General features: G+C 41.2%; 18 protein-coding genes. 12 read left to right on the top strand and 6 right to left on the bottom strand.

Going from position 1 to position 21,550, the window contains the following annotated elements; genetic code table 11:
* Positions 1–143: 143 nt before the first annotated feature.
* The 6 genes from dnaA to ACE01T_RS12335 all read left to right on the top strand — a co-directional run bounded on the left by dnaA (position 144) and on the right by ACE01T_RS12335 (position 6,950).
* Positions 144–1,523: a chromosomal replication initiator protein DnaA gene (gene dnaA / locus ACE01T_RS12360; RefSeq protein WP_180174961.1), complete on the top strand. Its 1,380-nt coding sequence runs from the start codon at positions 144–146 to the stop codon at positions 1,521–1,523.
* A 109-nt stretch (positions 1,524–1,632) separates the two neighbouring features.
* Positions 1,633–2,778, top strand: a complete 1,146-nt coding sequence (gene dnaN / locus ACE01T_RS12355) for a DNA polymerase III subunit beta (protein WP_180174962.1) — start codon at positions 1,633–1,635, stop codon at positions 2,776–2,778.
* Between the two features lie 27 nt (positions 2,779–2,805).
* Positions 2,806–3,888 carry a DNA replication/repair protein RecF gene (gene recF / locus ACE01T_RS12350; protein ID WP_086197587.1) on the top strand — a complete coding sequence of 361 codons (1,083 nt, stop codon included), beginning with the start codon at positions 2,806–2,808 and terminating at the stop codon, positions 3,886–3,888.
* Positions 3,889–3,942: 54 nt separating this feature from the next.
* Positions 3,943–6,411 (top strand): DNA topoisomerase (ATP-hydrolyzing) subunit B, encoded by a 2,469-nt coding sequence (gyrB, locus tag ACE01T_RS12345; protein ID WP_086197586.1) that lies wholly within the window; start codon positions 3,943–3,945, stop codon positions 6,409–6,411.
* 122 nt (positions 6,412–6,533) lie between these two features.
* On the top strand, positions 6,534–6,701 hold the full coding sequence (locus tag ACE01T_RS12340; protein WP_395519350.1) for a hypothetical protein: 168 nt from the start codon (positions 6,534–6,536) through the stop codon (positions 6,699–6,701).
* Positions 6,702–6,710: 9 nt separating this feature from the next.
* Positions 6,711–6,950: a hypothetical protein gene (locus ACE01T_RS12335; RefSeq protein WP_395519349.1), complete on the top strand. Its 240-nt coding sequence runs from the start codon at positions 6,711–6,713 to the stop codon at positions 6,948–6,950.
* Positions 6,951–7,359: 409 nt separating this feature from the next.
* On the opposite strand, the gene ACE01T_RS12330 is transcribed toward ACE01T_RS12335, so the two are convergent.
* Positions 7,360–9,294, bottom strand: coding sequence for an ATP-binding cassette domain-containing protein (locus tag ACE01T_RS12330; RefSeq protein WP_086197585.1), 1,935 nt, complete (start codon positions 9,292–9,294; stop codon positions 7,360–7,362).
* A gap of 238 nt (positions 9,295–9,532) precedes the next feature.
* Here ACE01T_RS12330 and ACE01T_RS12325 point away from each other — a divergent pair, with 238 nt between their 5' ends.
* The 4 genes from ACE01T_RS12325 (at position 9,533) to erpA (ending at position 13,485) form a co-directional block, all read left to right on the top strand.
* Positions 9,533–10,540, top strand: a complete 1,008-nt coding sequence (locus tag ACE01T_RS12325) for a putative solute-binding protein (RefSeq protein ID WP_180043239.1) — start codon at positions 9,533–9,535, stop codon at positions 10,538–10,540.
* A gap of 235 nt (positions 10,541–10,775) precedes the next feature.
* Positions 10,776–11,786, top strand: a complete 1,011-nt coding sequence (locus tag ACE01T_RS12320) for a putative solute-binding protein (protein ID WP_086197583.1) — start codon at positions 10,776–10,778, stop codon at positions 11,784–11,786.
* A 235-nt stretch (positions 11,787–12,021) separates the two neighbouring features.
* Complete coding sequence (locus ACE01T_RS12315; RefSeq protein WP_180174966.1) at positions 12,022–13,032, top strand: putative solute-binding protein; 1,011 nt, start codon at positions 12,022–12,024, stop codon at positions 13,030–13,032.
* Between the two features lie 117 nt (positions 13,033–13,149).
* The gene (erpA, locus tag ACE01T_RS12310) at positions 13,150–13,485 is read left to right on the top strand and encodes an iron-sulfur cluster insertion protein ErpA (RefSeq protein WP_086176706.1); all 336 of its coding nucleotides are present in this window, start codon (positions 13,150–13,152) and stop codon (positions 13,483–13,485) included.
* Between the two features lie 92 nt (positions 13,486–13,577).
* On the opposite strand, the gene ACE01T_RS12305 is transcribed toward erpA, so the two are convergent.
* The 4 genes from ACE01T_RS12305 to grpE form a co-directional block, all read right to left on the bottom strand.
* Positions 13,578–13,955, bottom strand: coding sequence for a hypothetical protein (locus ACE01T_RS12305; RefSeq protein ID WP_166171694.1), 378 nt, complete (start codon positions 13,953–13,955; stop codon positions 13,578–13,580).
* A 119-nt stretch (positions 13,956–14,074) separates the two neighbouring features.
* Positions 14,075–14,986, bottom strand: a complete 912-nt coding sequence (locus ACE01T_RS12300) for a matrixin family metalloprotease (RefSeq protein ID WP_395519348.1) — start codon at positions 14,984–14,986, stop codon at positions 14,075–14,077.
* A 104-nt stretch (positions 14,987–15,090) separates the two neighbouring features.
* Entirely contained in the window at positions 15,091–17,034 is a 1,944-nt protein-coding gene (gene dnaK, locus ACE01T_RS12295; protein ID WP_180082403.1) for a molecular chaperone DnaK, read from the bottom strand.
* A 122-nt stretch (positions 17,035–17,156) separates the two neighbouring features.
* Positions 17,157–17,705 (bottom strand): nucleotide exchange factor GrpE, encoded by a 549-nt coding sequence (grpE, locus tag ACE01T_RS12290; protein ID WP_086197579.1) that lies wholly within the window; start codon positions 17,703–17,705, stop codon positions 17,157–17,159.
* Between the two features lie 1,104 nt (positions 17,706–18,809).
* On the opposite strand from grpE, the gene ACE01T_RS12285 reads away from it, so the two are divergent.
* Positions 18,810–19,880, top strand: coding sequence for an alpha/beta hydrolase (locus tag ACE01T_RS12285; protein WP_395519352.1), 1,071 nt, complete (start codon positions 18,810–18,812; stop codon positions 19,878–19,880).
* A gap of 53 nt (positions 19,881–19,933) precedes the next feature.
* Here the strand turns inward: ACE01T_RS12285 and ACE01T_RS12280 are convergent, their stop codons facing one another.
* Positions 19,934–20,602 (bottom strand): acetoacetate decarboxylase family protein, encoded by a 669-nt coding sequence (locus ACE01T_RS12280; RefSeq protein ID WP_395519347.1) that lies wholly within the window; start codon positions 20,600–20,602, stop codon positions 19,934–19,936.
* 102 nt (positions 20,603–20,704) lie between these two features.
* Between ACE01T_RS12280 and ACE01T_RS12275 the strand changes: the two genes are divergently transcribed.
* Entirely contained in the window at positions 20,705–21,274 is a 570-nt protein-coding gene (locus tag ACE01T_RS12275) for a peptidylprolyl isomerase (protein ID WP_180082407.1), read from the top strand.
* Positions 21,275–21,550: the final 276 nt, after the last annotated feature.

Here is a 21,550-nt window from a genome sequence, read left to right as displayed (position 1 = left end):
AAATTTAATCGGAAATTTGCTTTTTTGAATGATATTTCCTGAATTTTGCCATGACAGATGTGGATAACTTCGATAGAATGGCGACCCGCTCGGTCGGGCTCGCATGATTTTTTTACTAACAATGGAATGAATAGGGGTTTCACATGCTTTGGACAGACTGTCTAACTCGTTTGCGACAAGAGCTTTCGGGAAATGTCTTTACCATGTGGATTCGCCCTCTGGTTGCTGAAGAGCTAAACGATACTTTAAGACTCTATGCACCCAATCCGTATTGGACCCGCTATATTCAGGAACATCATCTGGAACTGATTACGATTTTGGCTGAACAGATGTCCGAAGGCCGGGTACGTAAAGTCGAGATTCTGGTGGATTCACGTCCGGGTGCAATCTTGTCAGCCAATGAACAGCCAGCAACCACCACGGCTGCATTGCAATCTGTGCCGGCAGTTGTTTCCAAACCGAAAAAAGAAAAAGATGAAACGGGCAGTAAAAACAGCCGTAAACGTTTACTCAATCCCTTATTTACTTTTTCACTATTCGTTGAAGGCCGTTCCAACCAGATGGCAGCTGAAACCTGCCGTAAAGTGTTAACCCAGTTGGGGGCTTCACAGCATAACCCGCTATTTTTATACGGACCGACCGGTTTGGGTAAAACCCACCTCATGCAAGCTGTTGGTAATGCCCTGTTACAGGCCAAACCCAATGCACGGGTGATGTATATGACGGCCGAGAGTTTTGTACAAGATTTTGTCAGCTCTTTACAGCAAGGCAAAGTGGAAGAGTTTAAAAAGAATTGCCGCTCGCTCGATCTGTTGTTGGTGGATGATATTCATTTGCTGGCCGGTAAAGAAGCCAGTCTGGTGGAGTTTTTTTATACCTTTAACGCGTTATTGGATGAATCAAAACAGATTATTCTGACTTCCGACCGTTATCCCAAAGAATTGACGGAACTGGATGCACGTCTGGTTTCACGTTTTTCCTGGGGCTTATCGGTCGGGGTGGAACCACCGGATATTGAAACCCGAATTGAAATTTTGTTGAAAAAAGCCGAAAGCAGTGGGATAGAGTTGCCGCGTAACTGTGCCCTGTTTATTGCCCAGCAAGTGGTGGCCAATGTTCGTGAGCTGGAAGGCGCGCTGAACAAAGTGGTGGCGATTTCCCGTTTTAAAGGCACACCGATCGATCTGGAAGTGGTACGTGAATCGTTAAAAGATGTGCTGGCCATTCGTGCCCGTACCATCAGTACTGAAAATATCCAGCGGGTGGTGAGTGAATATTTCCGTATTCCTTTAAAGGAAATTGTCGGTCCCAAACGTACCCGGATTTATGCTCGTCCACGTCAGCTGGCCATGGGCTTGGCACGTGAACTGACCGGGGACAGTTTCCCCGAAATTGGCATGGCCTTTGGTGGTCGTGACCACAGTACCGTGATGCATGCCTGTGAAAAAGTCATCAGTCTGCGTGAACAAGATCCGATCTTTAATGAAGACTATAAAAACCTGCAACGGCTGTTGCAAAGCTGATCTGATTTGATCAAATTCTATTCTTGCAATGCGGCATATTCTGCCGCATAGTACACTGCTAAAAAACACATTTATTTATTTTCATCTTCAGTTGTTAGAGGAATGTACCGTGCGTTTGAAAATCGCGAAAGAAAGCTTACTTAATGTTCTGTCACATGTCGTAGGAGCGGTTGAACGTCGCCATACTTTAAACATTCTGTCTAACGTAAAAATTCAAGTGAGCAATGAATCCTTAACCATTACCGGTTCTGATCTGGAAGTGGAACTGGTGGCCAGTACCACGTTGGCTGAAGGGGCTTGCTTGCAGGCTGGTGAAACCACTGTACCGGCACGTAAACTGATGGATATCTGTAAATCCTTGCCTGCTGCGGCATTGATTGACCTGCAAATTACTGAAGATCGCTGTATTTTAAAATCAGGGAATAGCCGCTTTGTACTAGGTACTTTGCCAGCTGAAGATTATCCATTGTTAAGTACTGAAAATGCCCAAGGTACGCAAGTGACCGTGACTCAGCGCGAGTTAAAACGCCTGTTTGAAAAAACGGCTTTTGCAATGGCGGTACAGGATGTACGTTTCTATTTAACTGGAACATTGCTTGAAATTGATCAAAATCAATTGCGAGCTGTAACGACTGATGGTCACCGCCTTGCGCTGTGTGAAACTGTTGCGCAATCTACAGCAACCCAGCCTATTCAGGCGATTGTGCCTCGTAAAGCGGTAGCTGAGTTGCAACGTCTGCTCAGCATTGAAGATGAGCAATTGTCTTTATTGATTGGCCGTGAATTGTTAAATGTGACCATCAGTACCCCAAGTCGTGATAAAGAGCAGGGCGATATTACTGTTCGTTTCACCACGAAACTGATTGATGGAAAATTCCCGGATTACCGTCGCGTGATTCCACGTGGTGGCGATAAAAACGTATTGATCGCGCATGACGTATTCAAGCAATCCTTGCAACGTGTGGCCATTCTCAGTAATGAAAAATTACGTGGCGTGTTCCTGAATTTTGGTGCCGATTCTTTGCAGCTGCGTGCTAACAACCCGGAGCAAGATGAAGCGATTGAAGATTTAGCCATTCAGTATGCAGATGCACCGATGGAAATGTCTTTCAATGCCCAATACCTGCTTGATGTGCTGAGTGTATTAGATGGTGAAGATGTATCGATGACCATGACTGAAGCGAATCAGTCGGTATTGGTGCATGATCCGGCACAACAGGATCAGACCTATGTTGTAATGCCAATGCGTGTTTAATTTGCCGATATTGAATCAGATTTAACCATGCATATTACGCGTTTAAATATAGAACGTGTTCGAAACTTAAAGACGGTTGCACTCCATGAGTTGCAGCCGTTTAATGTCTTTTACGGGCAAAACGGTTCAGGCAAAACCTCGATTTTGGAAGCCATTCATTTGCTGGCGACCGGGCGTTCTTTTCGTACCCATATCCCGAAAAATTATATTCAGAATGAAACTGGCGATGCGATTGTGTTTGCACAATCGGCAACGGAAAAAATTGGCATGCAAAAGCTGCTCTCCGGTGAACAGCTGATTAAGGTCAATGGCGATCATATCGCGACCCAAGGTCAACTGGCCAAAATACTGCCTTTACAGCATATTGATCCGCAAAGTACCGACATTATCGATTATGGGGCCAAACCGCGCCGGCAGTTGCTGGATTGGCTGATGTTCCACGTGGAACCGGATTTTTATCATGCCTGGCAGTACTATGCACGTGCCTTAAAGCAACGTAACAGCTTGTTGAAATCGAGCAGAAATCTCGGTTTGCATGATCTGGAACCATGGAACAAAATGTTGGCTGAATATGGCGAAATGCTGAATTCGCAGCGTAGCGGCATTGTCGAGCAGTGGAAAGTTTATTTTGAGCAGGATTTGCAGCACTTGCTACCCAATCTTGCGGTGGAACTGGAATATATGCCTGGCTTTCATACCGAACAGGGCTTGCTGCATGACCTGACTGTGCATCATCAGAAAGATGTGGATCGCCGTTATACTGAATACGGTCCACATCGTGCCGATTTACGTTTAAAAACAACGTTGGGCGATGCTGATGTGGTGCTTTCACGCGGTCAGAAAAAGCTCTTGATTATGGCTCTAAAACTGTCACAGATTGCAATGCTACATGCCTGTAATAAGGAAACTGTGGTATTATTAGATGATCTGACAGCAGAATTAGATTTAACTGCACAACGACGATTAATTGAGCGATTAAGCCAGCTGGGTAGTCAAGTTTTTATTACCACTTTAGAGCATGAATCGGTCAAAAAACATTTACATGATTTGTCTATTTCATATCAATTATTCAAAGTTGAAAATGGTCAAGTTCAGGTTGTTGTGCAATAACTTTTTAAATTTTACCCATCTTTGGATAGACCTATATTTCACTAGGGAGAAACCATGAGTTCAGAAGATCAAGCTGCTTCTCAAACAGAACCAACCCATGAAAAAGCTTATGATTCCTCTAGTATCAAGGTATTACGTGGCCTCGATGCTGTGCGTAAGCGTCCAGGTATGTATATTGGCGATACAGACGATGGCTCAGGCTTGCATCACATGGTGTTTGAGGTGGTCGATAACGCCATTGATGAAGCTTTGGCAGGTCACTGTGACGAAATCCTGGTCACCATCCATGAAGATGAGTCAGTCAGCGTATCCGATAATGGTCGTGGTATTCCGACAGATATTCATCCTGAAGAAGGCGTATCTGCAGCTGAAGTGATTTTAACCATTCTGCATGCCGGCGGTAAGTTTGACGATAATAGCTACAAAGTTTCTGGTGGTTTGCATGGTGTAGGTGTTTCGGTCGTCAATGCCTTATCGAGCAAACTGGAATTAACCATTTACAGAGCCGGTCATATTCACCAACAAGAATATAAACATGGTGATCCTGTCTATCCACTCAAAGTCGTGGGTGATACCGACAAAACCGGGACTACTGTTCGTTTCTGGCCAAGTGCCGAGACCTTTAGTCAAACTATTTTCAATGTTGATATTTTGGCGCGCCGTTTGCGTGAGCTTTCATTCCTGAATGCCGGTGTGCGTATTGTGCTACGTGATGAACGTATCAATGCAGAACATGTGTTTGATTATGAAGGTGGTTTGTCTGAATTCGTAAAATATATCAACCAGGGCAAAACCCATCTGAATGATATCTTTCATTTTACTGTGCAAGCCGACAATGGCATTGGTGTAGAAGTTGCCTTGCAATGGAATGACACGTATCAAGAAAACGTGCGTTGTTTTACCAATAACATTCCACAAAAAGATGGTGGTACACATTTAGCTGGTTTCCGTGCTGCTTTAACCCGTGGCTTAAACAGCTATATGGAAAGCGAAAACTTGCTCAAAAAAGAGAAAGTTGCTGTATCGGGTGATGATGCACGTGAAGGTTTAACCGCGATTGTTTCGGTAAAAGTGCCTGATCCTAAATTCTCTTCACAAACCAAGGAAAAACTGGTTTCAAGTGAAGTGAAACCTGCTGTAGAGCAGGCGATGAACAAGTCATTCTCGGAATACCTGCTGGAAAATCCGCAAGCAGCAAAATCGATTGCCGGAAAAATTATCGATGCGGCTCGTGCACGTGATGCTGCACGTAAAGCGCGTGAAATGACCCGTCGTAAGAGTGCGCTGGATATTGCCGGTTTGCCAGGTAAACTGGCGGACTGTCAGGAAAAAGATCCGGCATTGTCTGAATTGTACCTGGTCGAAGGTGACTCTGCGGGTGGTTCTGCCAAACAGGGCCGTAACCGTAAGATGCAAGCCATTCTGCCACTGAAAGGTAAAATCCTGAACGTAGAACGTGCACGTTTCGACAAGATGATCTCGAGTCAGGAAGTCGGTACGCTGATTACAGCGTTGGGCTGTGGTATTGGTCGTGAAGAGTACAACCCGGACAAATTACGTTATCACAAAATCATCATCATGACCGATGCTGACGTTGATGGTTCGCACATCCGTACGCTACTGTTGACCTTCTTCTTCCGTCAAATGCCTGAACTAGTAGAACGCGGTTATATCTATATTGCACAGCCACCGTTATATAAACTGAAAAAAGGCAAGCAAGAGCAGTACATTAAAGATAATGATGCGCTTGAGACTTACCTGATTTCTAACGCAATTGATGAGTTGGAACTGCATGTCAGCGCCGATGCACCTGCGATTCGTGGTGAGTCTTTAGCAAAAGTCATTGCTGACTATCAGACTTCACAAAAGAGCTTGCAGCGTTTAACGCTACGTTATCCAGCAAGCTTGCTGGATGGTTTACTGGGCCTAGATGCGTTCAAGTTAGACCATAGTCATGATGAAGACTATGTGAAACAGTGGTCTGAACAGTTGCGTGCTGCTATTGAAACGTATCAACCAAGTTTACGTCCTGAAATCACGCTTGAAGTGTTTGAGAAAGAACATGCAGACGGTAGCAAAGTGGTGCATTACTGGCCACGTGTAACGGTGTATGTGCACAACTTGCCGCATCATTATTTACTGGATACCGGATTGCTCGGTTCAAGTGAATACAAGCGTTTACTGCAAAATTCGAAGAGCTGGTTTACCTTGCTTGAAGAAGGCGCTTATTTGCAGAAAGGTGATCGCAAGATTCAGGTGTCGACCTTCCATCAGGTTTGGCAGCACATTTTATCTGACTCACGTCGCGGCATGATGATCCAGCGCTATAAAGGTTTGGGTGAGATGAATGCGGAACAGCTGTGGGAAACCACTATGGATCCTGAAAACCGTAACATGCTACAAGTGACCATTGACGATGCCATTGAGGCCGACCGCATGTTCTCGTGTTTGATGGGTGATGATGTGGAACCGCGTCGTGCCTTTATTGAGGAAAATGCCTTAAATGCGGATATCGACGCCTGATGCATTGATGAGTGAAATTGTAAAAAAGCATCCTTCGGGATGCTTTTTTTATGCTGTTTTTATTTTAATTCGATTAATTTTTAGCCATCTTTATTTTTATTAAAATGACGTATTCTTCTGTCATGATGATTCCAAATAAAGATGAAATCATCATGCAATATGACGAGGTGAGCACTATGGATCAAGAACTGGAACAGATCCACGATATCTGGACTCAGGCCTTTTTTAGCGGAAATTATGAGGTGCTGGCTCAGTATGAACATGAACAGTTCAAAGTGGTCTACGAGTAGGAGGGTCGCGTGGAAAGCAATTTTGTCCGTTATGAGCGCATTGCTCATGCCGTGAAAAATGGTGTCTGGAAGCCACAAAAACTCGCAGTTGAGTTTGAAGAATTTGATTATGATGAAGATTTAAAGCATTGCCAGGTCTGGATTGGCTTGCAGAATCATAAACAAATTCGGGAATTATGGGTCAATGAGGGCGCCTGGAAAATCATCGAACTCAGGTTTTTAAAACGCAAAAAATCAGCTCAGGATTAGTCAAAAACTAATTTAAAACTATCCACATAGTGGAAAGCGCTCTGTGGATAAATTTCGGAACAGCCATTTTGGCTCAGTATAAGAGTAAAAATTCACTTATCCACAAGATAAAATAATATTTTATTTTAAATTTAAACTGCGATTCCGAGTTTATTGGGGATAGAAATTTTAAATTTAAAAGCAGATTTTGAATTTAAATTTATTTTAAGAGGGTTTTTGAATTTAAAACCTGATCATGTTGTTTGATTTAAAATAGCTCGTCATAACTGGGTAGAATGGCTATATAGAGGGGTTGTGTAGAATAGAATGGTTGTGTAGAAAAATTAAAAAATCGCAGCACACCTTAAATATTGTGCTGCGATCATAAAATAAACGTCACTTTAGCTTTACTTAAGAATGGAAAAATGCCTTATTCAAAAGAACTTTCAAGCTCTTCCAGTTCCATCATTAACTCTAACATCTGTTCTTCCGCCGTTTCCAGCTGGCTTTTTAACTGAGTTTGCTCATTCATCAGCTTGAGTAAATCATCTTTACGACTTGCCTCATATATTGCCGCATCACCCAGTAAGACTTCAATTTCAGCTAAACGTGGTTGCAGCTTGCTAATCTGTGCTTCATTTTTTTCAATATTTTTACGAATCGGGCGGCTCAGTTCACGGCGGCGCGCAGTTTCTTTACGTTGAGCTTCTTTATCGAGTTTTGAAATTGCCGGTTTTACTTCTACTTGTGATTTCACGGGTTCAGCAGGTTTCTGACCATTTTTCATGAGGTCAATCCGTGCCTGGCGTAACCAGTCTGCATAGGCAACCAGATCACCATCAAATTCACGGCATTGACCATTGTGGACTAGCAATAATTCATCACAGACGCTGGCAATCAATTGACGCTCATGCGATACCAACACCACAGCACCTTCAAAGTCCTGTAAGGCCATGGTCAGGGCATGACGCATATCAAGGTCCAAATGGTTGGTCGGTTCATCCAGAATCAACACGTTTGGACGTTGCCATACAATTAAAGCCAAAGCTAGGCGCGCACGTTCACCACCAGAGAAGCCTTCACTTGGGGTGTCCATACGTTCGCCACTAAAACCAAAGCTACCGAGGAATGAACGTAAAGTTGCTTCACTGATTTTTTTGTCCGCGATTCGTGACAATTGCAGCATTGGACTGGCACTACCATCCAGGGCATCCATTTGATGCTGGGCAAAATAACCAATATTCAGCAATTCAGAATCTTTGCGCGTCCCTTTGAGCAGTTTCAGGTCACCAACCAAAGATTTGATCAGTGTCGATTTACCGGCCCCATTCATCCCGAGTAAACCAATCCGGCTGCTTGGTGTGATTTGCAAATTGACATTGGTTACAATCAGCTTGTCACCATAACCAATATCTGCATGTTCCAGTTGCAGCAGAGGTGAGCTCATTTTAGTCGGTTCACGGAAACTGAAGGTAAACGGTGTATCGACATGTGCAGCAGAAAGTTCCTGCATACGTTCTAATTGTTTAATCCGGCTCTGTGCCTGTTTGGCTTTGGTGGCTTTGGCCTTAAAGCGGTCAATAAATTTTTGTAAATGTGCCCGTGTTTCAAGCTGCTTTTCATACGCTTGTTGTTGTTGTGCCAGACGTTCACTACGTGTACGTTCAAAGGTAGAATAATTTCCGGTATAGAGCATCAGTTCCTGATTTTCGATATGTAAAATATGATCGGTAACGGCATCAAGAAAATCACGGTCATGCGAAATTAAAATCAGGGTGCCTTCATAGGCTTTTAGCCAGTCTTCCAGCCATAAAATTGCATCCAAATCGAGATGGTTTGTCGGTTCATCCAGTAACAGCAAGTCTGAACGGCTCATCAGGGTGCGGGCCAGATTTAAACGCATGCGCCAGCCACCCGAGAAACTGGAAACATCCAGTTGTGACTGATGTTCAAAGAAGCCCAAACCGGCCATCAATTGTGATGCTTTTGATGGAGCAGAGTAGCCATTAATTTCGTCAAAGCGGCCATATAAATGTGCTAACTCATCGTTATTAAGGGCTTCAGGATGTTCCAGTTTATGCTGGATGTCCCAATATTCTTCATCTCCAGACAGGACAAAATCGATGGCCTTCATCTCCAGCGCTTTAATTTCCTGAGCCATATGAGCCACCGTCCAGGCAGCAGGACGGGTCAAAGAACCGCCATCTGATTCCATGCCACCCAATAATGCGGCGAACAGGGTCGATTTTCCTGCGCCATTGACACCGGTTAGGCCAATTTTCCATCCTGGATGTAGCTGCATAGACGCTTTTTGAAATAAAACACGCCCACCGCGACGTATAGAAAGTTGATCTAACTGAATCATTGAAATATCTAAATGAGAAGAATGATGTGCGTATTCTAAAGGAAGCCACTCAGAAAAGAAAAAGGCAGCGCATGATTCTTTTTTATAAAAGCATGATTTTAAGTAGATGAATAAAAATGTGACAAATTGTGCGAAAAAGAGCCTTTCGTCAGAAAGACCTTAGCAGCTCTATTTTTACTATAAAAACAAAATTATAGTAATTTTCTAAGAGAAATAAGTGAAAAAAATAAGGCACATCATGAAAAAAAGGACTTTTATTTTATCTACGCTCACACTTTTGAGTTTTTCCGGCTCAGCGCAAGCCAAACAGAGTATCTGTGTATTTGATTTACTTGGGAAAGCAGGTGAGTCTTATAAATTAATTGAAGAATGGGATTTAGCCAGTAAAAACTGGGGAGCTGAGGTCAATCTAATACCCTATCAAGACGAAGCAAAAATTGAAAAAGATTTTAAGGCTGGTATCTGTGATGCTTTTTACATGACCTCAATGCGTGCCCGCGCCTATAACAAATTTGCCGGTTCAATTGATGCACTTGGTGGTGTTCCAAGTAATCAGATTGCGCAAAAAGCCATTGCTTTTGTGCTGGACAAACGTAATAAAAAGCGGCTGACCAGTAGCATTGCCAATGAAAAATATGAGGTGGCAGGCATTGGGCAAATTGGTACTGCCTATCTTTTTGTACGTGATAAATCAATTAACTCGATAGAGAAGGCACAAGGTAAAAAATTTGCCATTCTGCACTATGATCAGGCACAAAAAATTGTTGTCCAGCGTATTGGTGCAGTGCCGGTGATGGCTGATATTTCTAATTTTGTGAATAAATTCAACAATGGTGAAGTCGATATGATTGCGGCACCCGCTTATGCCTTTAAGCCGCTAGAAATTTACAAAGGTTTAGGCTCTAGCGGGGCAATGATTAATTTTCCGGTCGTCAATGTGACTGCCGATCTGGTGATTCGCCCGGAGAAATTTCCTGAAGGTTTTGCAGATCAGTCACGGAGTTGGTTCGTAAAACTTTTACCGAAAAGCTTTGCTATGGTGAAACGCCTGGAAGCGGAAATTCCCGCCAGATATAAAGTCAATTTAACTAAGGAAGATCATGATAAATATCAAAAATTATTACGAGATGGACGTTTAGACCTGACTAGGCAAGGAATTTATGAACCGACCATGATGACGGTGCTGAAAAAAGCCCGTTGTACGGTAGAGAGAACCAACTTTGAGTGTTCATTAAGCGGTGAATAAATCCATCATTATTGTATTCATTTGTAAAATAGCGCAAATTTCATAAATTATACCTAAAAATCGCTGTTACATAAGTTTATGATTTTTATTGCTAACTTAAAAAAATGAAAAACGATTGGCATTTTAAGCCTGATTAATTGGATTAAATACTCTATTTTTTTAGAATGAACTTGCTTAATATTTGTGGCGTGAACGGATACTCGTCAAACAACAAGATTCTAAAAGGACCGAAATAATGAAAAAAATGATTTTCACATTAACAACATTTGCTGCTGTAGGCTTAGCGAGTACAGCACAAGCTGCTAAAGTCGATGTCTGTGTATTTGATTTACTGGGTAAATCGGGTGAATCTTTTCAAATGGCTCAGGAATGGGCATTGGCTGCCAAAGGATGGGGGGCAGAAATTAATCTTATTCCACGTCAAGACGAAGCGGTTGCTGATAATGACTTTAAAGCCGGTAAATGTGACGGCGTGTTTATGACCGCGATGCGTGCTCGTCAATACAATAAATTCGTAGGCTCTATTGATGCTCTCGGTGGTGCACCAAGTAATGCGATTGCTCAGCGTGCCATCACTTTTGCTTTGGATAAACGTAATGCGCCGAAAATGGTCAGTAATTTAGGCGGCAAAAAATATGAAGTGGCGGGTATTTCACCTTTAGGTTCTGCTTTTATTTTTGTACGCGATAAAAAAATTGACTCGATTGAAAAAGCAGCAGGTAAAAAATTTGCGGTATTAGGTTATGACGATGCACAAAAAATTATGGTGCAACGTGTAGGTGCGCAAGCGGTGATCTCTGATGTATCTAACTTTGTCGCAAAATTCAATAATGGACAGGTCGATATGGTAGGTGCACCTGCCTATGCCTATAAACCTTTAGAAATTTATAAAGGTTTAGGTTCTAATGGTGCGATGTTTAATTTCCCTGTACTCCAGGTGACCGCAGATTTTGTGATCCGTCCAGACCAATTCCCGGCAGGCTTTGGTCAAAAATCACGTGACTGGTTTGTGAAAAACTTACCAAAAAGTTTTGCCCTAATTAATCGTCTGGAAGCCAATATTCCGGCCAAGTTTAAATTGAACCTGACTGCAGAAGATAAAACCAAATATCAAAAATTATTGCGTGAAGGCCGTATGGATATGACCAACCGCGGTATTTATGATCCAGGCATGATGGGGGTTTTGAAAAAGGCTCGCTGCTCTGTCGATAAAGCCAATTTTGAATGTTCACTTGGTGGTGAATAGTATTGATTTTTAAAAAGAAAGCCTAGATTAAATCTAGGCTTTTTTGTCACTAGTATTTTGTCATTTTTGCCATTGAGATGAGTGAAAAAAGGCGTAATCTTAAAAAAATAACAGTGAAATTTTATCAGCCCAAAAAACAAGTCTTCAAATCGGCTGCTGGCTGATGAATAAAAAAAGCAAAAACGATTCAATTCAAGATTGAATAAAATAATGACACAAGGAAGAAAAAATCATGATGCCATGCTCTAAAACACTGCTGCTTGGTCTAGGTTTGTGTGCTGTCGCTAGTATTACTCAAGCCAAACAGGTGATTTGCGTATTTGATTTAGTAGGTAAAAGTGGGGATGTTTTTGCCCTGATGAAAGATTATCAATTGGCAGCCAAAAATTGGGGCGCCGATATTGAATTACGTGTAGGCCAAAATGAAGCAGTCATCGCTGAAGATTTTAAAGCTGGAAAGTGTGACGGGATCAGTGTGACCGGTATGCGCGGTCGTCAGTTTAACCATTTTACCGGTTCACTGGATGCTATTGGTGCGATTCCCGATTTAAAACTGGCAGTAAAAGTGATGCAGGGTTTAGCCAATCCAACTTTTGCCAAACATATGCTGAATAGCAAATATGAAGTGGTGGGTGTGATTCCAGTCGGCGATGCCTTTTTAATGGTTAATGATCGTAATATCAATACCGTGGCGAAAGCTGCAGGCAAAAAAATTGCCGTGCTTGATTATGATGAAGCGCAAAAAATTATGGTTCAGCAAGTGGGTGCACAGGCGATTAGTGCAGATGTCACCAATTTTGGCGCTAAATTTAACAATGGTCAGGTGGATATTATTGGTGCACCTGCTGCCGTATTTAAACCTTTAGAACTGTATAAGGGTTTAGGCAATAAGGGCGCAATTGTGAATTATCCTATTTTACAAGTCACCGGTAATGTGATTATCCGTCCAGATAAATTTCCTGCAGGATATGGGCAAAAGTCACGTGAATGGGTGAAAAGCCAGTTACCTCGTGCCTTTGGGATTTTAGGCAAAATGAAAGCCGATATTCCGCAAAAATACTGGATGCAAATTCCTGAAGCAGATAAAGTGGGCTATCAAAAATTGATGCGCGAGTCGCGGGTCGATTTAACCAAACGCGGCGTTTATGATAAACGTATGATGAAATTACTGTGGCAATTCCGTTGTAAGCAAGATCCAAAGAATTTTGAATGTAGTCTGCAGGATGAAAATTATAAAAAATCTTGAGAAAAATAGTCTGATTTAACTTTAAATCTGTAAATACTGACCATATATTGGGTATGCTATACTTAATATATGGTCTTTTATATTTCAAGACAGCTGAATTGAACAGAGGAATCCCACATGAATGCCCAAGCTCTGGTGTTGACCGACAATGCTGCGAATAAAGTACGCCAATTGCGTGATAGCGAAGGCAACCAAGAATTAATGTTACGCGTTTATGTTACAGGTGGTGGTTGTTCCGGTTTCTCTTATGGCTTTAACTTTGCTGAAAGCATGAATGAAGATGATGCTGAATTTGTTAATGGCGATGTGAAAATGCTGGTCGATTCACTGAGCTATCAATATCTTGTCGGTTCAGAAGTAGATTATGTAGAAGGTCTGGAAGGTTCACGTTTTATCGTGCACAACCCCAATGCAACAACCACCTGTGGTTGTGGTTCATCTTTTTCAATTTAATCGAATAATCAAATATAAAAAGCCCTCCAAAAATGGGGGCTTTTTTATTGCAGTTCAGCTTGTTAAATTGCTGTTGCAAGCTATTTAAATTATTAGGCTTGCAGTTTTGCTGCTTCTAGAATATCAAAAATAACCGTAGTCACATCTTGGCTTAAATCGCGATTGTTAAAAATTTCATAAGCACTAATGGTGATATCGGTATCACTTGGCAGTAAACGTTGTTCTTCTTCAATCAAATCTTGAATAGGCAACAGGGTCTGTTTGACTTGTAAATGTAGAATATCTTTAAATTCTATATTTTCATCTTCAAGTTCAATCAGTTGCTCATTGAAATACGGCAAAAGAATGGAATGGAGATAAGGTTGAATCTCAATAATATCAAAAATTTCAATATCACGAGTCTGTTCAATCGTACTGATGTGATCATTTACTTCAATAAGAATATGGTAGTAACTCACATGCATCTCCAGAGGTTTCTGTTGTCATTTCTGGTTATTACCATAACACGAAATTTGCCTGATTGCCGATATCTTACTATTCATAGACTTATAAAAAGTAAGGTTTTTTTGCATTGTATCTCAAGTTGAGCCTAACGCGCCTGTAACAGGGCAAGATCAGCAGCGGACAAGCGGAAATTTAGCATGTTTTGCTCTTTCATCAGTGGATACATCAGTGCTTGCGGGTCCTGATTATGTTTCAAGCCCAGTGCATGGCCAAATTCATGCGCCAGCGTCAAGCGTAAATCCTCAATCGATTCAAATTCGTAAATGTTAATTTGCTTGCCATTAAATGAACCTTTATCAAATAATCGTGGCTGAAAACACTGATTAAAGCTTTTTACCGAGCTATCAATCCGTTGATTCAGCTGATTCAGTTCATCAACCTCCAGATTAAGTTGCTGAATTTTCTGGTTATAAAGATTGATCTCTTGCTGCAGTACCAAAATGTGCTGTTGTAACTGGTTTTGCTGCTGCATGAGCTGTTCCCGTTGTGAAGCCGGGATTCCACCACTTTGATTAATAATGGCAATATATTGATTATGTTGATTTATTTGTATATTGAGTTGGGCTTTTTTCGCATCGAGTAGAGTATTGGTACGGTCTAGTTCATCTTTAAATTGCTGCAGTTGTTGATTTTTATTGACCCACACTTGCTGGTTGTTTTGAATCTGGCCTAATTGCTGCCGACGTTGCACCGATTCGTCTTGACGTTGATCATAAATTAAATGGATGGTGAGCCGGGCATCGGGATCATAAACAAAATAGTCTTTGCCTGTACCCGCTTTCCAGATGTCAGTGGCTTGCTGGCTAATCTGTTTCAGTTCATTTTCAGTAACACCAAAACGTGAATCAACCTCAGCAATACGGTAACGTAAGCGGGTATCGAAAGGATGTTGAATACGATCCAACAGGGTATTGTGGCGAATTTGAGGATGATTTCGGGTTTGATAGGTCATGCCGAACAGAAATATGACCAACAGGCTGAGTAGCACTAAGCGCATAAAAGCTTAAAATCATTATTTTTCTATACTGTATAACAATTAAGCTGAAATAAAAATAAAAAAACCGCGCTTGCGCGCGGTCTTTTTTCTGTTAATTCGACAAATTATTTTTTGTCATCTTTAACTTCGGTGAATTCAGCATCTACAACGCCGTCATCTGCTTTTTGTTGTTGACCCGCATCACCTTGGAATGCATTTGGATCAAAACCTTGCGCACCGCCTTGAGCACCTTGCGCAGCTTCATAAGCGCGTTGAGTGATCGGCATGATGATGTTTTGTAATGCTTCAGTTTTTGCTTTGATGGCTTCAACGTCATTTTCTTTGGTTGCAGCTTCAAGTTCTGAAACCGCAGTTTCAACCGCAGTTTTTTCGTCAGCAGTCACTTGTTCGCCCAGATCTTTTACTGCTTTTTGCGCGCTAGAAACTAAAGCATCAGCTTCGTTACGAGCTTTAGCCAGTTCTTCGAACTTACGGTCTTCTTCCGCATTCGCTTCAGCATCTTTGATCATCGCTTCAATTTCAGCATCGCTCAAACCTGAGTTTGCTTTAATTTGAATCGATTGCTCTTTACCAGTGCTCTTGTCTTTTGCAGACACTTTCAAGATACCGTCAGCATTGATATCGAACGATACTTCAATTTGTGGCACGCCACGTGGAGCAGGTGGGATGTCGCCTAATTGGAAGTTACCCAACAATTTGTTTTGCTGCGCCATTTTACGTTCACCTTGGTAAACCGAAATGTCTACAGCAGGCTGGTTGTCTGCAGCAGTTGAGAACACTTGAGATTTCTTCGCAGGAATCGTGGTGTTTTTCTCGATAATTGCAGTTAACACGCCGCCCATAGTCTCAATACCTAGAGTCAATGGAGTTACGTCAAGAAGTAATACGTCAGTTTTGTCACCAGACAACACAGCACCTTGAATCGCAGCACCAATTGCTACTGCTTCGTCAGGGTTCACGTCTTTACGTGGCTCACGACCAAAGAATTCTTGTACTTTTTGTTGTACCAGTGGCATACGAGACTGACCACCAACCAGAATCACATCAGAGATGTCTGAAGTTGAAAGACCGGCATCTTTAAGTGCAATCTTACATGGTTCAATAGTACGAGCGACCAGATCAGCCACCAAACCTTCAAGTTTTGCACGAGTCACGTTGATCACTAAATGTTTAGGACCAGTCGCATCTGCAGTGATGTATGGAAGGTTAATTTCAGTTGCATTAGAAGAAGAAAGCTCGATTTTTGCTTTTTCAGCGGCTTCTTTCAAACGTTGTAATGCAAGAGGATCTTGTTTCAAGTTCACGCTTTGTTCTTTCTTGAATTCTTCAACCAGGAATTCAATTAAAGCATTATCGAAGTCTTCACCACCTAGGAAAGTATCACCGTTTGTAGATAATACTTCTATTTGCTGGTCGCCATCCAAGTCAGCAATTTCAATGATGGATACGTCGAAAGTACCACCACCCAAGTCATAAACCGCGATTTTACGGTCGCCTTCTTTCTTGTCCATACCGAACGCAAGAGCTGCAGCAGTTGGTTCGTTGATGATACGTTTAACGTCCAAACCGGCAATTTTACCTGCATCTTTAGTGGCTTGACGTTGTGCATCGTTGAAGTAAGCAGGCACAGTAATGACCGCTTCAGTAACTGTTTCACCTAAATAGTCTTCTGCAGTTTTTTTCATCTTTTTCAAGATTTCAGCAGAGATTTGTTGTGGTGCAAGTTTCTTGTCATTTACATCCACCCATGCATCGCCATTGTCTGCCTGGATGATTTTGTAAGGCACTAAACCGATGTCTTTTTGCACTGCTTGGTCTTGATACTTACGGCCGATCAAACGCTTGATCGCGAATAATGTATTTTTAGGGTTAGTCACTGCCTGACGTTTCGCAGATTGACCAACCAGAATTTCGCCATCTTTATAGGCAATAATAGATGGAGTTGTACGCGCGCCTTCAGCGTTGTCGATGACTTTAACTTTGTCGCCTTCAAGTACGGCAACACAAGAGTTTGTTGTACCTAAGTCAATACCAATGATTTTAGCCATTTGGATGTTTCCTCAAAATTATTTTTTGCAATGTTTTTGCTTGTTATCCGATATGAGAGCCATTCAAAATTTTTCAAGTTGTTTGCATGAAAAAAATAGAAAAACTCTCGAATTTCTATACCTTATTGACCTACGAGGACCATTGCTGGACGCAGTAAACGGCCTGAAAGGGCATAACCTTTTTGTAATACGGTACCGATTTCACCAGCTTTGACGTCAGGTGCAATACCGACGGCCTGATGTAAATCAGCATTGAAACCATTGTTCATGTTGACTTCTACAACGTTAAATTTTTCCAGCGTACTGAGTAATGATTTATGGGTCAGTTGAACGCCTTCAAGTAATGGCGATTCAATATCCCCAGCCGCTTGAATGGCACGCTCTAAATTATCGACAGTGTCGAGCAGCTCTTTAGCAAACTTCTCAATCACGGTCTCTTTATGCTTTTCAGCTTCACGTTGAATACGTTCTACGCTTTTTTGTGCTTCATAAACTGCATTGGCTGTACGGGCTTTTTCTAACTTCAAGTCACCTTCAAGCTGTGCAATCTGCTCTTGTAAAGATTCAACGGTAACTTCTGACTGTTCAGGTTCAGCTTGAGATTCTACTGTTTGTTGCTCAGCTTGCTCTTGCCCTAGATCTTGAGCGTCTTGATTCTGCTCAGTTGCCATAGATTTACTCCGTTTGAATGGGTTTTTAAACATGTCAGTCCTTTTGGCCTCAGTGCTAACTGCCTTAATCCTGAACTGCCATGAGTGATAAAATTCATGATTAATACAGAGTTCGGGGCAGACGCTAAAAATTCAAGCGAGACAAGCGATTAAATCTGTTTAATTTGATTAAAATTATTAAAAAGCATTATTTTTTTCTAAACCAGAATGCAAAATGATGGGGGTAGCGGGTGAATATCTAAATTTACCCTAGGTTAAAGCCAGCTACCGGTTTCACTCTTTTGAATAGCCGATCATGATATAGATACACACTATGATCTATAATAGATTGACTAACTGTAACAGCAGTTATAATAGGCTGTTCCTAAGTAAAGCATTGATATCCATGTATCTGAGAAGCTTGATCGCATGCAGAGGAATGAACTTCGCAATGATTTTATTAGACCTAAAAACGATTAATATTAAATAAATTATATATTTCACAAAAATGCTTCAGATGCTTATTATTTAACCCAGATTCTATCGCTGTAGTTTCTTCTTGGTATTTAGAAATGTGTTTTCTAGGCTTATCCATCCTCTGGATAAGCTTTTTTTTTGCCTAAAGTTAAGTAAATGCAGAATAAATAGAATTTATGTATCTGTTTAGCAAAATTTTATCAGGATTCTGAGCGGACCCCCCCCTCTAAATTACGATCTAAATAATAGGCAAAGGAATCATACTTCCAACGTTGAGGATATTACTCCCCTTTATATTACTAGTCATAACCTGAACCCTAGGCTTGGTTATAATGACAGTCCTAGCAAGTATAAGAGTCATTTTAATAAGTGCCATTTTCAGGAAAGGGGATAATGCAGCTAAAAATCGCCTTGCTAATGATAGCAGAAGGCGTCTTTTAGCCATAACATTCATTCTTTTTGTGGGCTGGAGTGGCAAAAACACGCCGAAATATACATGGAAATTGTCAATGACAAGGTATGAAAAGAAGATTAGCGTATGAATGTTTTTACTGTGTATACCGATAATTAGACTGATATAAGCGTATGGTCACGTATTGGCTGATCATGTAAAAAATATCAAGATTAAAATAAAAGGAAGGTGCCATGATGGTTGCTTTTAGCCGAACTTTACAGACCATGTTAGAAAAAGGTCAAGGTACAGCGGCACGTACTTTAGATCGATTGCCCAGTTTTGCACAAAAATCTCTAGTTAAAATTTTAAGATATCCGCATCAATATCCTGAACTTGATCCCTTGGTGCAATGTATGATGGCAGCCCAGTTAAAACGGGGCAGTAGTGGTTTGGTCAGTGAAGATATTATTCATGCCCGTAAAAGCTTTGATTTGCAAATGCAGTCCATCAAAGCCAAGCCTACACCAGTGAAACAGATTGAAGATCTACGTTTACCTTTACACAGCGGCACCATCTGTGCGCGACATTATCATCCTGCACCCACTAAAAAATTGCCTATGGTGGTGTATTTTCATGGTGGCGGCTTTGTTGTAGGCAGTCTGGATTCGCATGATGAGGTCTGCCGTTTACTGGCAGTGCATGCCAAAGTGCAGGTTTTAAGTATTGACTATCCTTTAGCACCTGAAGCGAGTCCGAATCAACTGATTCAAAGCTGTGAAGATGCCTTGGCATGGGTCTATCAAAACAGAAAACAGCTTAAAATCTTAAAAAATAGAATTTCAGTGGCGGGGGATAGCGCTGGAGGGAATATCAGCACGGTAGTTGCACAACGTACAGCTCATAAAGTGTATGCACCGCAAGCGCAATTACTGCTCTATCCGGCAGTTGATTTTAAAAGCCGTCATCCTTCATTTTATGCCTACAATGAAGGACTGGTTTTAACCGGTAAAGATGTGGATTTTGTCACCCATTATTATGCAGATACGCATCAGGTTGAACTCGATGATCCGCTGATTTCACCGACTTATGGTCAGCATGACAAATTACCACCTACCTTTGTGGTGACTGCAGGTCATGATGTATTACATGATGAAGGGGAAATTTATGCACATAAATTACGTCATCGTGGCGTAAAGGTGCATTATCAGGAATATGGCGATCAAGCGCATGGTTTTGTCAATCTCACACCTGTTTCTTATCGTGCTAAAAAGTATTTTATTGAAATCAGTAAAAACTATAGAAAGTTTTGGGATAAACACGCTTAAATTTTTTGAGCTGGGTATTCATTTATAATAAAGGTGTTTCACGTGAAACACCTTTATTTTTTCTCGATTTTAGCTTTAGGTAAGGTGAGGCTAAATTCTGGCACATAAAAGCTGTGTAAATAGCGGGCTTGAGAAAAATCGGGAAAAATGTCCTGGGTGTTTTTCCAGCTCGCCTGTTTTAATTTACTGAGTTTACCGCGAAATTGTAGTGTGAACTGATAGCGTAAACCTTGCCAGGCTTGATCGATCTTGAGCAGCCGTGCAGGTAAATGATGACTATTCACATAAAAAGTCTGGCTATGTTTATATTTCTGCAAGCACAAACTCATTTCTTGTTGCTCAAAGCAGATATTGCAATACACCACATCATCATGGATGAGCCATTCAAATTGGGCCAGCTGTTTTGGTATTCCCCAAAAATGTTGACCATTTAGCATAGAGGCTTCGGTAGAAACATAAATTTTCGGAATGCAAGACAAACGTCTTTTACTGATTAAAGGATGATCCAAGATCAGCAATTCATTATATGGGCCTACAGGAGAATCATGATAACGAACCAATATGACCTGTACCACGCGTCCAATTGGAGAAGGAGCAATATAAAAAGTCCGATGCTGCGCAATAAATTTGGGCGTTAACCAGTAATTCAAAATAAAAGCATTACCCTGTAAATGCCAAGGTGGGTAAAGGGAAAAAGTAGTTGTATTTAATTCTTCGCTCATTGTAATGCTCATTTTATATCAAAAAGAGAAGCTGTTATATTTATATTGAAAGATTAATATATAGTCATTCACAATGACCACTTAACGTAGAAGAGTAAAGAAATGTTAAAAAAGGCCTTATTTGCTATTGGTACTGCATGTATGAGTTTGCAGGTGATGGCTGCAAATACCCTGGTAGAAATGAAAACCTCAATGGGAAATATTGAAATAGAGCTATTTAATGATAAAGCGCCTATTTCAGCAAAAAACTTTGAAAGTTATGTAAAAGATAACTTTTATAATGGCACCATTTTTCACCGGGTGATTCCTGGCTTCATGATTCAGGGGGGAGGAATGGATGCCAACATGGTCGAGAAGCAGACCAAAGCCCCTATTCAAAATGAATCCTATAATGGCTTAAAGAACCTGCGTGGCACATTGGCCATGGCACGAACCAATATGCCTAATTCAGCAACCAGCCAATTTTTTATTAATACGGTAGACAATGACTTTTTAAATAGAAGTCAGATGAATGCAGGTTATGCCGTGTTTGGTAAGGTTGTGAAAGGCATGGATGTGGTCGATAAAATCACTCAAGTACCGACTGCAAACTTTGGAATGCATCAAAATGTACCAAAACAAGTGGTGAAAATTATCAGCGTGAACATTAAAGCAGCAGAGGTGAAAAATTAAGAAAAAAATAAAGCAGAAATATTTTATTCATATTTTTGCTTTAAAATTATATGTTTATATTTGAATTAGAATAAAAATGAACCAGCTTAGTGCATAAAAATACAACACTCAATAAAACAATCAGTTAAAAGCACTTGCATGGGTAAGAAATTGCCCTATAATGAGCTCATTCCGACGCGATACAGCAAACGAACTTAGCTGAACAGGTTAAGTTGTTGAATGTTTATTGCGTTATATTTTCTACTGACGAGGTAGGAAATAGATCATTAAGAGATT

The organism is Acinetobacter uliginosus, from assembly GCF_044130295.1.
In the GTDB taxonomy this organism is placed as follows: Bacteria; Pseudomonadota; Gammaproteobacteria; order Pseudomonadales; family Moraxellaceae; genus Acinetobacter.
Note: the sequence above shows the minus strand (reverse complement) of the source record. Positions and strands in the feature narration are given on the sequence as shown.